Here is a 12297-nt window from a genome sequence, read left to right on the forward strand (position 1 = left end):
GGCCCGCCGCGGGGCGGGCCGCCTCCGCCGGGGCTCAGCCCGCGGTGCAGAAGCTCGCCAGCAGCGCGGGGTCCGCGCCGGCGGGGCAGGGCTCGAAGGTGAAGATGACGAGGGTGCCGAGCAGGATCACGAAGGCGGACGTGGTGAAGAGGAAGACCTTCAGCCAGAACCGGGTCCGGTCCCGCTCCGCGTAGTCGTCGATGATCACGCGCAGGCCGTTGGTCCCGTGCAGCATCGCGAGCCACAGCAGGAGCATGTCGAAGACCTGCCAGAACGGGCTGGCCCACTTGCCGGCCACGAACGCGAAGTCCACGGCGTTCACGCCGCCCTCCGGGGCGATGAGGCTGGACCACACGTGGACGAAGACGAGCACGACCAGGACCACGCCGGACATGCGCATGAACAGCCACGCGTACATCTCGAAGTTGTTGCGGCGGGAGGAGGAGCGGTTGTACTTGATGCCGTTGACCTCGAGGTCCTTGCTCCGGGGGACCGAGATGCTTGCCTTGAGCGGTGTGCTCATTGTGATTAACCCCCGAAGACGTGGGACAGGTGACGGATGAGGAACGGGATCATGACGACGACCCACAGGCCGAGCACGCCCCAGAGCATCTGCTTCTGGTACTTGGTGCCGCTGGACCAGAAGTCGACCATGATGATGCGCAGGCCGTTGAACGCGTGGTACACGATGGCGGCCACGAGGCCGGCCTCGCCCAGGCCCATGACCGGGTTCTTGTAGGTCTCCATGACCGCGTTGTAGGCCTCGGGCGAGACCCGCACGAGCGCGGTGTCCAGGACGTGGACCAGAAGAAAGAAGAAGATGGCCACGCCGGTGATGCGGTGGGCCACCCAGGACCACTGGCCATGAGCCTGGCCGCGGTACAGGGTGCCCTTGGATGTCTTCGCCACTGAAAAACCTCCCTGAGTCGCTCGCCGTCGTGCGCTCTAGAAATATCCGGGAATTCGCACTGCGCACGACGTGAGCGGAGCCCTCCGGCTCTGTGTCGGATGATGCGCGAGTTCCCTCCCACGATACCAGCACGGGCGGTGTTTACTGACAGCCTGTCCCGCGCGGGCGCACGGTTTCCGCCGCAGGCGGACGTCGCTTTCCGGGCGTTCCCGGGCGACGTCGTATGGTGTTGTCCGTGACCTCCCCACTCGCGCACTTCCACCCCTTCATCCCTGCCGGAGGGGTCGGCTCCCGGCTGTGGCCCCTCTCCCGGGCCGACGCCCCCAAGTTCCTGCTCGACCTGACCGGCTCCGGCTCGTCCCTGCTGCGCGCCACGTACGACCGCCTCGCGGGCCTGGGCGACGGGCCGGTGATGGTCGTCACCGGGCGCACGCACGCGGCCGCGGTCTGCCGGCAGCTGCCCGAGCTCTCCGGCGCCGACCTCGTGCTCGAGCCGTCCCCGAAGGACTCGGCGGCGGCCATCGGCCTGGCCTGCATGCTCGTCCGGCGCCGGGACCCCGAGGCGATCGTCGGCTCCTTCGCCGCCGACCACGTGATCGAGCCCGCCGACGCGTTCCAGGACGTCGTCCGGGAGGCCGTGGCCGCGGCCGCGTCGGGGCGGATCGTGACGATCGGCATCCCGCCGAGCTCCCCGGCCACCGGCTTCGGCTACATCCGGGCCGGCGCCGAGCTCGGGCTGCCGGACGCGCCGCACGCCCTGCAGGTCGAGGAGTTCGTGGAGAAGCCCGACGAGGACACCGCCCGGCACTACGTGGCGAGCGGGAACTACACCTGGAACGCGGGAATGTTCGTGGCCCCCGCCTCCCTGCTCCTGCGCCACCTCGCCGCGAGCCAGCCGGAGCTGCACGCGGGGCTCGCCGAGATCGCCGACGCCTGGGGCACCCCCGCCCAGGACGAGGTGGTGGACCGGGTGTGGCCCGGGCTGCCGAAGATCGCGATCGACTACGCCGTGGCCGAGCCCGCGGCGGCCGCCGGGGACGTGGCCATGGTCCCGGCGAGCTTCACCTGGGACGACGTCGGGGACTTCGCCGCGATCCGGCGGCTCAACCACGTCGACCCCGAGACCGACCCCGACGTCACGGTCCTCGGCGACAACAGCCGGGTGCTCTCGGACAGCTCCAGCGGCATCGTCGTCTCGGACACGGGCCGGATGATCGCGCTGATCGGGGTCGAGGACATCGTCGTCGTCGACACCCCGGACGCGCTGCTGGTGACCACCCGCGAGCACGCCCAGCGCGTCAAGGACGCGGTGGCCTCCCTCAAGCAGAGCGGCAACACGGACGTCCTGTGAGCGTCCGGGGCCGCGCGGCCCCGGGAGTAGTCTGGACAGATGCCTGACGCGCCATCCTCCGCCGCGGCCCTGGAGGCCGGCCTCCCGCCCGCCATCGGCCCCCTGCTCAAGCGCTACCTGCCCGACCTGATCGCCTTCCGGCGGGACCTCCACCGCCACCCGGAGCTGTCCTACCAGGAGTTCCGCACCACGGACCGGATCGTGGGTGCCCTGGAGGGCATGGGCCTGGCCCCGGTGCGGCTCTCGGACACCGGCTGCTACGTGGACATCGGGCACGGGCCGATCGCCGTGGGGCTGCGGGCGGACATCGACGCGCTGCCCATCCAGGAGGGCACCGGCCTCGAGTACTCGTCGGTCAACGACGGCGTGGCGCACTCCTGCGGGCACGACATCCACGCCACGGTCATGGTGGGCGTGGCCAAGGTGCTCGCGGACCTGCACCGCACCGCCCACATCGCCGGGACCGTGCGGATCGTCTTCCAGCCCGCCGAGGAGCAGCTGCCCGGCGGCGCCCTCACCGTGCTGCGCCAGGGCGTCCTCGAGGGCGTGCCCCGGATGTTCGCCCTGCACTGCGAGCCCAAGGTCGACGTCGGCCAGGTGGGCACCCGGATCGGGGCGATCACGTCCGCCTCGGACACCGTGCGCATCGAGTTCACCGGCCGCGGCGGGCACACCTCCCGCCCCCACCTCACCCAGGACCTCGTCTACGCGATGGCCCAGATCGCCGTCAACGTCCCGGCGGTGCTGTCCCGGCGGATCGACGTCCGCTCCGGGGTGGCCGTGGTGTGGGGGCAGATGCACGCCGGGGTGGCGCCCAACGCCATCCCGGCCACGGGGTTCATGTCCGGGACCATGCGCTGCCTCGACGCCGACGCCTGGCACCGGGCGGGCACGCTGCTCGACGAGGTCGTGCACCAGGTCGCGGCGCCCTACGGGGTGGACGTGGAGCTGGAGCACATCCGCGGCGTCCCGCCGGTGGTCAACGGGGAGGCCGAGACCACGCTGATCGAGAACGCCGCCCGCGCCGAGCTCGGCGAGGACGCGGTGGTGCTGGTGCACCAGTCGATGGGCGGGGAGGACTTCGCGTGGTTCCTCCAGGAGGTCCCCGGGGCGATGATGCGCCTGGGCACCCGCACCCGGGGCGGGCACACCTACGACCTGCACCAGTCCGACTACGTGGCGGACGAGGCCGCGATCGGCTGCGGCATCCAGGTCATGGCGAACACGGCCCTGCGCGCCATCCGGCTGCACTCCCGGGAGACCCGCCCGGACGTCACCACGAATTAACCGCGGCCTCCGGCCCGCCGCGACTACCCGTGGGTAGAGTGGCACCACGTCGCGCTCCCGCGCCACCGGGCCCACCGCCCGGCCGCGCCCGTCTCCTGGAGGAACCATGACCTTCTCGCCCCTGACGTCCCGAGGAACCCGCCCGCTCTCCGCCGCCGCGCTGCTCGGCGTCTCCGCCCTGGTGCTCGCCGGCTGCGGCGCGGCCCCCGAGGAGGGCGGGGAGGCGCAGGAGCAGGCCACCGACTTCACCGGCTGCATCGTCTCCGACTCCGGCGGGTTCCAGGACCGCTCCTTCAACCAGAACTCCTACGAGGGCCTCCAGGCCGTCGAGGAGTCCATGGGCATCGAGGTCAACCAGGCGGAGTCCCAGGCCGAGACCGACTTCGAGCCCAACCTGACGTCCATGGTCCAGTCCGGGTGCGACCTGACGCTGTCCGTGGGCTTCCTCCTCGCCGACGCCACCCGGGCGGTGGCCGAGGCCAACCCCGACGCGAACTTCGCGATCGTCGACGACGCCTCGATCGAGCTCGACAACGTCAAGCCGCTCGTCTACAACACCGCCGAGGCCGCGTTCCTCGCCGGCTACGTCGCGGCGGGCAGCACCGAGAGCGGGACGGTGGCGACCTACGGCGGCATGGACATCCCGACCGTGACGGTGTTCATGGACGGCTTCGCCGACGGCATCGACCACTACAACGAGACCAAGGGCGCGGACGTCCGGCTGCTGGGCTGGGACAAGGACTCCCAGGACGGCACCTTCGTCAACAGCTTCACGGACACCTCCGCCGCGAAGACCACCACGCAGAACTTCATCAACGAGGGAGCGGACATCGTCCTGCCCGTCGCCGGGCAGGCGGCCCTCGGCACCCTCGACGCCGTGGTCGAGGCCAACGGCGGCGGCGGCGACGAGGTCCGCTTCGTGTGGGTCGACGCCGACGGCTACGAGACCCTCGACCAGGGCCAGGAGTACCAGCTCACCTCCGTGCTCAAGCAGATGAGCACCTCCGTCGAGGACGTCGTCGCAGCGGCCGCCGGGGGCGAGTTCGACAACGAGCCCTACGTCGGCACCCTCGACAACGACGGCGTGGGCATCGCCCCCTTCCACGACCAGGAGGACGCCGTGGGCGAGGAGCTCGCCGCCGAGGTCGAGCAGCTGCGCCAGGACATCATCGACGGCACGGTCACCGTCGAGTCCGAGAACTCGCCGCAGGCCTGATCCCGGACGAGACCGACCACCGCACCCACCGCCGCCGGCGGAGGCCCCGGGCCGCACCCGGCGGCGGTGGCGTGCCCGCCCGGGGCCGTCGGACGGCCCAGGAGGAGGACCACCCACCATGAAGCTGGAACTGCAGTCCATCACCAAGCGGTTCGGCTCCTTCGCGGCCAACGAGGACGTCGACCTCGTCGTGGAGCCCGGGCAGATCCACTGCCTCCTCGGCGAGAACGGGGCCGGCAAGTCCACCCTCATGAACGTCCTCTACGGCCTGTACCGGCCCACGGAGGGGAGCATCCTCGTGGACGGCTCCGAGGTGTCCTTCCGCGGCCCGGGGGACGCCATGGCCGCCGGGATCGGCATGGTGCACCAGCACTTCATGCTGGTGCCGGTGTTCACCGTCGCGGAGAACGTGGCCCTCGGCGCGGAGAGCACCCGCGGCGCCACCCTGGACCTCGAGAGCACCCGACGCCGGATCCGGGAGATCTCCGAGCGCTACGGCTTCCACGTGGACCCGGACGCCGTGGTCGAGGACCTGCCGGTGGGCGTGCAGCAGCGCGTCGAGATCATCAAGGCGCTCGTGCGCGAGGCGCAGGTGCTCATCCTCGACGAGCCCACCGCCGTGCTGACGCCGCGGGAGACCGACGAGCTGCTCGAGATCATGCGCCAGCTGCGCTCCTCCGGGAAGTCGATCCTCTTCATCTCCCACAAGCTGCGGGAGGTCAAGGCGATCTCGGACGTCATCACGGTGATCCGCCGCGGCCGGGTGGTGGGGCAGACCTCCCCGGAGGCCTCGACCGCCGAGCTCGCGGCCCTCATGGTGGGCCGCGACGTGTCGCTGACGGTCGCCAAGGACGACGCCGAACCGGGGGAGCACGCCCTCGTGGTCTCCGGGCTCACCGTGGTCGCCGACAACGGCGTCAAGCTGCTCGACGACGTCGCATTCCACGTGGCCCGCGGCGAGATCCTCGCGGTGGCCGGCGTGCAGGGCAACGGCCAGACGGAGCTGGCGGAGGCGATCCTCGGTCTGCGGGAGCGGGCCACCGGGTCGATCCGGCTGGGCGGCACGGAGCTGCTCGGGAGGTCGGTGCGCCAGGTCCTCGACGCGGGCGTGGGCTTCGTCCCGGAGGACCGCACCACGGACGGGCTCGTGGGTCCGTTCACCGTGGCCGAGAACCTCGTGCTGGACCTCTACGGCGACGACCGCTTCTCCCGCGGCCCCTCCCTGCGCCTGGGGGAGGTCCAGGCCAACGCCCGCCGGGCCGTCGAGCAGTTCGACGTCCGCACCCCCTCCGTGGACGCCCCCGTGCAGACCCTGTCCGGCGGCAACCAGCAGAAGGTCGTCATCGCCCGGGAGCTCTCCCGGCCCCTCGAGCTGTTCCTCGCCGCGCAGCCCACCCGCGGCGTGGACGTCGGCTCGATCGAGTTCATCCACGAGCAGATCGTCGCGGAGCGGGACAAGGGGGTGCCCGTCCTCATCGTCTCCACCGAGCTCGACGAGGTGTACGCGCTGGCCGACCGGATCGCCGTGTTCTTCCACGGCCGGATCATGGGGATCGTGGGCCCCGACACCCCGCGCGACGTGCTGGGGCAGATGATGGCCGGGGCCACCGCGGAGGAGCTCCGGGCCGCCGGGGCCTGGCCCGCGGCCGGCCGGCCGACCGGCTCCGCCCCGGCCGCGTCCCCGCAGACCGACGCCCCGCCCGCCGCCGGGCCGCAGACGAAGGAGCAGGCATGAGCGCCACCGGAGCGGCCCCCGCGGTCGCCGACCAGCAGAAGGCGCCGCCGCCCACGGACGTCGCCCCCGGGCGCCCCCGGCGGGACTGGACGGGCTCCGCGGTGCAGTCCGTGCTCGCGATCGTCGCCGCCCTCGTCCTGGGCGGACTGCTCATCGCCCTGACCGACGACCGGGTCGCCGACTCCGCGGGCTACTTCTTCGCCCGCCCCGGGGACACCCTCGCGGCCATGTGGGCCGCCGCGTCCTCCGCCTACGAGGCGATGTTCTACGGCGCGGTCTACAACCCGAACGGCGGCACCCTCGCCCAGCGGGTCTATCCGCTCGCGGAGACCCTCACCGTGGCCACGCCGCTGGTGCTCGCCGGGCTCGGCGTGGCCGTCGCCTTCCAGGCCGGGCTGTTCAACATCGGGGCCCAGGGGCAGCTGCTGATCGGCGCCGCGCTCGCCGCGTGGGTCGGCTTCGCCTGGCAGCTGCCGGTGGGCGTGCACCTGCTCGCCGTGATCGTCGCCGGCGCCGTCGGCGGCGCGCTGTGGGGCGCGATCGTCGGCGTGCTCAAGGCCCGCACGGGCGCCCACGAGGTGATCCTGACGATCATGCTCAACTACATCGCGCTCAACCTGGTCGCCTGGCTGCTCACCCGCCCGGCGTTCCTGCGCCCGGGCTCCTCCAACCCCGTGAGCCCGCAGGTCGCCGAGACCGCGATGTTCCCCAAGCTGCTGGGCGAGCAGTTCCGGCTGCACTGGGGGTTCGTGCTCGCGGTCCTCGCCACGGTGTTCGTCGCGTGGCTGCTCAAGCGCTCCACGATCGGTTTCGAGCTGCGGGCCGTGGGCGCCAACCCGCGCGCGGCCCGGACCGCGGGCATCTCGGTCACGCGCGGCTTCGTCGTCGTCATGGTGCTGGCGGGCGCGCTCGCCGGCCTCGCGGGCGTGGCCCAGATCTCCGGCACCGAGCGCGCGCTGACCGCGGGCGTCGCCGCGTCCTTCGGCTTCGACGCGATCACGGTGGCCCTGCTGGGCCGGTCGAAGCCGTGGGGCACGTTCTTCGCGGGGCTGCTCTACGGCGGGTTCCGCGCGGGGGGCGTGACCATGCAGTCGATGACCGGCACGAACATCGACATCGTCCTGGTCGTCCAGTCCCTGATCGTGCTGTTCATCGCCCTGCCGCCGCTCGTGCGGACCGGGCAGGACCGGGTCCGCCGGCGCGGGCGCGGCGCCACGACCGCCGCCGCCGTCCCCACCGACACCGTCCCCAACGACACCGGCGGCACCGACACCGGCACCACGACCGCCGCCGGCGACACCGCCACCGCCACCGAGGGAGGCCGGGCATGAGCTCGCAGGATCCGGAACCGCGCTCCGAGCAGGCGCCCTGGGCGTCGGCGGCACCGGCCGACCGCGCGTCCGGCAGCGCGTCCGACCGTGCGTCCGCGGGCACCGCCGCGGCGACCCTGCCGCCGCCGGCCGAGGCCGAGCTGTCCACCACCGCGGCCAACGAGGTCGTGGGCGTCACGAGCTGGCGCACCCCGGTGGTCCTCGCGCTGCTGAGCCTCGTGGCCCTCCTGCTGTTCGGGCTCAACGCCCCGGACAACACGGTCAGCTTCCGCGTCTCGGAGGCCGGGGACCTCTTCCGGGTGCCGGACCTCGTGGTGCACGGCGTGCTGTGGGGCTGGCTCACCGCCGCGGTGCTCGCCGGGCTGACCGTCCTCGCGCTGCTGCGCGCCCGCGCCCGGGCACGGCTGCCCCGGTGGGCGGTGCTCGTGTTCGGCTTCTTCTTCGTCAGCGGCTTCCTCGTGTGGGTCGTGGGCAGCGCGCGCAGCCCGGACGTGTCCCTGTCCGGGCTGCTGGCCGGGTCCGTGGCCCTGGCCATCCCGCTGATCTTCGGCTCGCTGGGCGGTCTGCTGTGCGAGCGCTCCGGAGTGATCAACATCGCGATCGAGGGCCAGCTGCTGTTCGGCGCGTTCTCCGCCGCGGTGGCCGGCTCCCTCTCCGGCAGCGCCTGGGTGGGTCTGCTCGCCGCCGTGCTGGGGGCCGGGCTGGTCTCCCTCGTGCTGGCGGTCTTCTCGATCACCTACCGGGTCAACCAGGTGATCGTGGGCGTGGTGCTCAACGTGCTCGTGTCCGGGCTCACCGGCTTCCTGTTCGCCACGGTGCTGGAGTCGTCCCCGGGCGTGTTCAACTCCCCGCCCCGGCTGCCGCGCTTCGCCGTGCCCGTGCTCTCGGAGATCCCGCTGATCGGGCCGATCGTCTTCGACCAGTCCGTGATCGGCTACCTGATGTACGCCGCGGTGGCGGTCGTGTGGTTCGCGCTGTACCGGACGCGCTGGGGTCTGCGCACCCGGGCCGTGGGGGAGCACCCCAAGGCGGCCGACACCCTCGGCGTGAAGGTCAACGCCCTGCGCTTCCGCAACGTGCTGCTGGGCGGGATGGTCGCCGGACTCGGCGGGGCCTTCTACACCCTGGTCTCCGTCTCCGCGTTCACCCGCGACATGACCTCCGGCGCGGGCTACATCGCCCTGGCCGCCCTGATCTTCGGCCGGTGGAACCCGGTGGGGGCGCTGCTCGCGTCCCTGCTGTTCGGCTTCGCGTCCAACCTGCAGTCGATCCTGTCCTTCCTGGGCACGCCCGTGCCCAGCCAGTTCCTGGCCATGCTCCCGTACGTGGTCACCATCCTCGCCGTGGCCGGGCTCGTGGGCGTCTCCCGCGGCCCCGCGGCCATCGGCCGGCCCTACACCAAGGAGTGAGCCACCCGTGAACGAGGACCTGCACCCCGGCAACGACTCCGGCAACGACTCCGGCAACGACTCCGGCGGCGATCCCGGCGGCGGGGCGAGCCCCGGCGAGGAGACCCGGGTCGACTGGGACCGGCTGCGGGAGGCGGCCGTGGCGGCCCTCGAGCACGCCTACGTCCCGTACTCGCGCTTCCCGGTGGGCGCGGCCGCCCTCACCGAGGACGGCCGGGTGGTCTCCGGGTGCAACGTGGAGAACGCCTCCTACGGGCTGACCCTGTGCGCCGAGTGCAGCCTGGTCTCCGCGCTGCACATGTCCGGCGGCGGTCGCCTCGTCGCGTTCGTGTGCGTCGACGGGCACGGCGACGTCCTCATGCCCTGCGGGCGGTGCCGCCAGCTGCTGCACGAGCACCGCGCCCCCGGGCTGCGGCTGCTCACCGTCTCCGGGGTGCGCGGCATGGCCGAGGTGCTGCCCGACGCCTTCGGCCCCGAGAACCTCTGACCTCTCGAAAGGACCCCCTCATGACCGAACAGTTCGACGCCGTCGACGTCATCCGGACCAAGCGCGACGGCGGTGCGCTGTCGCCCGGGCAGATCGCGTGGGTCCTGGACGCCTACACCCGCGGGATCGTGGCCGAGGAGCAGATGAGCTCCCTGGCCATGGCGATCTTCCTGCGCGGCATGGACCGCGACGAGATCGCCTCCTGGACGAAGGCGATGATCGCCTCCGGCGAGCGGATGGACTTCTCCGCGCTCGTGCGCTCCGGGGCGCGCTCGGCCACCGCCGACAAGCACTCGACCGGCGGGGTGGGGGACAAGATCACCCTGCCGCTGGCGCCCCTCGTGGCGGTCTACGGCGTGGCCGTCCCCCAGCTGTCCGGGCGCGGCCTCGGCCACACCGGCGGCACCCTGGACAAGCTCGAGTCGATCCCCGGGTGGCGGGCCGCCCTCTCCACCGAGGAGATGCTCGCCCAGCTGCGGGACGTGGGCGCGGTGATCTGCGCGGCCGGGTCCGGGCTGGCGCCCGCGGACAAGAAGCTCTACGCGCTGCGGGACGTCACCGGCACGGTCGAGTCGATCCCGCTCATCGCCTCCTCCATCATGTCCAAGAAGATCGCCGAGGGCACCCAGTCCCTCGTGCTCGACGTCAAGGTGGGCTCCGGGGCGTTCATGAAGGACCTGGCGTCCGCCCGTGAGCTCGCCCGCACGATGGTCGAGCTCGGCACCGACGCCGGGGTCACGACCACCGCCCTGCTCACCGACATGTCCACGCCGCTCGGTCTGGCGGTCGGCAACGCCGTGGAGGTCCAGGAGTCCGTCGACGTGCTCGCCGGCGGAGGCCCGGCCGACGTCGTGGAGCTCACGGTGGCGCTCGCCGCCGAGATGCTCGCCGCGTCCGGGATCCCCGACGCCGACCCGGCGGAGGCGCTGCGGGACGGCCGGGCCATGGACGTGTGGCGGGCCATGGTGACCGCCCAGGGCGGTGACCCGGACGCCCCCCTGCCGCAAGCCCGGGAGTCGGAGACCGTGGTGGCCGAGGCCGACGGCGTGCTCGCCGAGCTCGACGCCCTCCAGGTCGGGGTGGCGTCGTGGCGCCTCGGCGCCGGCCGGGCACGGCGCGAGGACCCGGTCCAGGCCGGCGCCGGGGTGCTGCTCCACGCCAAGCCCGGGGACACCGTCCGGGCCGGGCAGCCCCTGCTGACCCTGCTCACCGACACCCCCGAGCGCTTCGCGCGGGCCCGGCAGGCCCTCGAGGGCGCCGCCGTGATCGTCCCGCAGGCGTCTGCGGCCCGCGCCGACCGCGCCGTGGTCCTCGAGACCGTGCGCTGAGCCCCGGACGCCGGGCCCCGGGCACGGGGGCCGGCCCGGGGCCCCGCCTATACTGCGGAGAGAACCAGCGCGAAACGAGAACCGAGGGCGTGCGCACACGCTCGGAAGGGTGGGTCCAGTTGGGTCTGCGAGGCATTTTCCGGAAGAACACCGAGGACAGCACACCGCGCGCCGAGTCCGGGGGCCCGGAGCGGCCTGCCGGTCCGGGCGCCGGATCCGAGGGCCGCGGCACCGGCGTCCGGGACACGGGTGCCCCGGACGCCGGGCACCAGGACACCGGTCGCCAGGGCCCCGACGGGCACGGGCCCGAGGAGCACGGCCCGGGGGAGGCCCGGCCCCTGCCCGACCGCGGACCGCTGCCCTACCTCGTGGGCCGGTTGACGGCGCGGGGGGCCGACCGCGCCGTGCTCACGCTCGTCCAGCGCGGCAACACCATGACCCACCAGACCGAGCAGTCCGTGGGGGACGCCGAGCCGTCCCTGGAGTCCGGCACCGTGGACCAGGACTCGCCGCTGTTCGACCCCGTGGCCGACCTCTACAGCGAGGCCATGTCCTCGCCGCGCGGGGCGTGGCAGACCGCCCGCATCGAGGTGGGCCCGGAGCAGGACGGGGTCCGGCCCGTGCTGACGACCTACGGCTTCCCCGACGGCACCGAGGACGTCCGGACCTGGCGGTCGGGCCGGCCCACGCCGGGTGCCGGCCTGCCGGGTGAGGGGCAGGCCGCCGCCGGCGCGCAGACCGCTCCCGGGCGGACCGCCGACGGGACGCCCCCCGCGCAGGAGCGGTCCGACGGTGAGCCCTCCGCGCAGGAGCAGCCCGAGGGCGCGCAGCGCCCCGCGGGGACCGGCGCCGTGGCCGGAGGCGGCCTCGCGGCCGTCGCTGCCGCGGGGACCGGGTCCTCCGCGACCGGTGCCGCCCACGGCCCCGACGGCGCGGCGAGCTCCGAGCCGGCCGCCGAGCCCGCCCGCGGGACGGCGACGGAGCGGACCGCCGAGCCGGCCGAGGGGTCGACCGGCCACCCTACGAGCGGGCCGAGCACCGGGGCGCAGACCGCTCCTGGAGATGCTCCCGCCGTGGAGGCCCCGGCGGCGGACGGCCGGGCGGACGAGGAGCAGCACGACGCCGCCCGCAGCGGCTCGAGCCAGGACGACCCCGGCCGGGGAGGGGTCCACCACGACGTCCCCGACCACGTCGACGCGCCCGAGTGGGACGCGGACGGCGAGCCGGCCGCGCCCACCGGGGC

Annotated in this window: 11 protein-coding genes; 9 read left to right on the plus strand and 2 right to left on the minus strand. The window is 73.4% G+C overall.

What is annotated here, in order from left to right:
* Positions 1–34 precede the first annotated feature (34 nt).
* Together ACFU0Y_RS13370 and sdhC are read right to left on the minus strand one after the other, a co-directional pair.
* A complete protein-coding gene (locus ACFU0Y_RS13370) occupies positions 35–523 on the minus strand; it encodes a succinate dehydrogenase hydrophobic membrane anchor subunit (RefSeq protein WP_380215019.1) in 489 nt (162 codons plus the stop codon).
* 5 nt (positions 524–528) lie between these two features.
* A complete protein-coding gene (sdhC, locus tag ACFU0Y_RS13375; protein ID WP_380215020.1) occupies positions 529–909 on the minus strand; it encodes a succinate dehydrogenase, cytochrome b556 subunit in 381 nt (126 codons plus the stop codon).
* A 224-nt stretch (positions 910–1133) separates the two neighbouring features.
* Here sdhC and ACFU0Y_RS13380 point away from each other — a divergent pair, with 224 nt between their 5' ends.
* The 9 genes from ACFU0Y_RS13380 to ACFU0Y_RS13420 form a co-directional block, all read left to right on the plus strand.
* Entirely contained in the window at positions 1134–2261 is a 1128-nt protein-coding gene (locus ACFU0Y_RS13380) for a mannose-1-phosphate guanylyltransferase (protein WP_380215021.1), read from the plus strand.
* 39 nt (positions 2262–2300) lie between these two features.
* Positions 2301–3548: an amidohydrolase gene (locus ACFU0Y_RS13385; protein ID WP_380215022.1), complete on the plus strand. Its 1248-nt coding sequence runs from the start codon at positions 2301–2303 to the stop codon at positions 3546–3548.
* A gap of 106 nt (positions 3549–3654) precedes the next feature.
* Positions 3655–4764, plus strand: a complete 1110-nt coding sequence (locus tag ACFU0Y_RS13390; RefSeq protein WP_380215023.1) for a BMP family protein — start codon at positions 3655–3657, stop codon at positions 4762–4764.
* Positions 4765–4882: 118 nt separating this feature from the next.
* Positions 4883–6499 carry an ABC transporter ATP-binding protein gene (locus ACFU0Y_RS13395; RefSeq protein ID WP_380215024.1) on the plus strand — a complete coding sequence of 539 codons (1617 nt, stop codon included), beginning with the start codon at positions 4883–4885 and terminating at the stop codon, positions 6497–6499.
* Complete coding sequence (locus ACFU0Y_RS13400; RefSeq protein ID WP_380215025.1) at positions 6496–7830, plus strand: ABC transporter permease; 1335 nt, start codon at positions 6496–6498, stop codon at positions 7828–7830. The genes ACFU0Y_RS13395 and ACFU0Y_RS13400 overlap by 4 nt, the downstream gene beginning before the upstream one ends.
* The gene (locus ACFU0Y_RS13405; protein ID WP_380215026.1) at positions 7827–9239 is read left to right on the plus strand and encodes an ABC transporter permease; all 1413 of its coding nucleotides are present in this window, start codon (positions 7827–7829) and stop codon (positions 9237–9239) included. Before ACFU0Y_RS13400 ends, ACFU0Y_RS13405 begins: the two co-directional genes overlap by 4 nt.
* 7 nt (positions 9240–9246) lie before the next feature.
* A complete protein-coding gene (locus tag ACFU0Y_RS13410) occupies positions 9247–9726 on the plus strand; it encodes a cytidine deaminase (protein WP_380215027.1) in 480 nt (159 codons plus the stop codon).
* Positions 9727–9746: 20 nt separating this feature from the next.
* Complete coding sequence (locus ACFU0Y_RS13415) at positions 9747–11054, plus strand: thymidine phosphorylase (RefSeq protein ID WP_380215028.1); 1308 nt, start codon at positions 9747–9749, stop codon at positions 11052–11054.
* An 89-nt stretch (positions 11055–11143) separates the two neighbouring features.
* The coding region (locus ACFU0Y_RS13420) for a hypothetical protein (RefSeq protein ID WP_380215029.1) at positions 11144–12297 on the plus strand (1154 nt) is incomplete at its 3' end.

This window comes from Kocuria sp. NPDC057446, from assembly GCF_042802875.1.
In the GTDB taxonomy this organism is placed as follows: domain Bacteria; phylum Actinomycetota; class Actinomycetes; order Actinomycetales; family Micrococcaceae; genus Kocuria.

Excerpts from the sequence above, each read along its gene's own strand:
- ACFU0Y_RS13380 (WP_380215021.1), top strand. The coding sequence starts at position 1,134 with ATGGTGTTGTCCGTGACCTCCCCACTCGCGCACTTCCACCCCTTCATC.
- ACFU0Y_RS13385 (WP_380215022.1), top strand. The coding sequence starts at position 2,301 with ATGCCTGACGCGCCATCCTCCGCCGCGGCCCTGGAGGCCGGCCTCCCG.
- ACFU0Y_RS13405 (WP_380215026.1), top strand. The coding sequence starts at position 7,827 with ATGAGCTCGCAGGATCCGGAACCGCGCTCCGAGCAGGCGCCCTGGGCG.
- ACFU0Y_RS13370 (WP_380215019.1), bottom strand. The coding sequence starts at position 523 with ATGAGCACACCGCTCAAGGCAAGCATCTCGGTCCCCCGGAGCAAGGAC.
- ACFU0Y_RS13395 (WP_380215024.1), top strand. The coding sequence starts at position 4,883 with ATGAAGCTGGAACTGCAGTCCATCACCAAGCGGTTCGGCTCCTTCGCG.
- ACFU0Y_RS13390 (WP_380215023.1), top strand. The coding sequence starts at position 3,655 with ATGACCTTCTCGCCCCTGACGTCCCGAGGAACCCGCCCGCTCTCCGCC.
- ACFU0Y_RS13400 (WP_380215025.1), top strand. The coding sequence starts at position 6,496 with ATGAGCGCCACCGGAGCGGCCCCCGCGGTCGCCGACCAGCAGAAGGCG.
- ACFU0Y_RS13415 (WP_380215028.1), top strand. The coding sequence starts at position 9,747 with ATGACCGAACAGTTCGACGCCGTCGACGTCATCCGGACCAAGCGCGAC.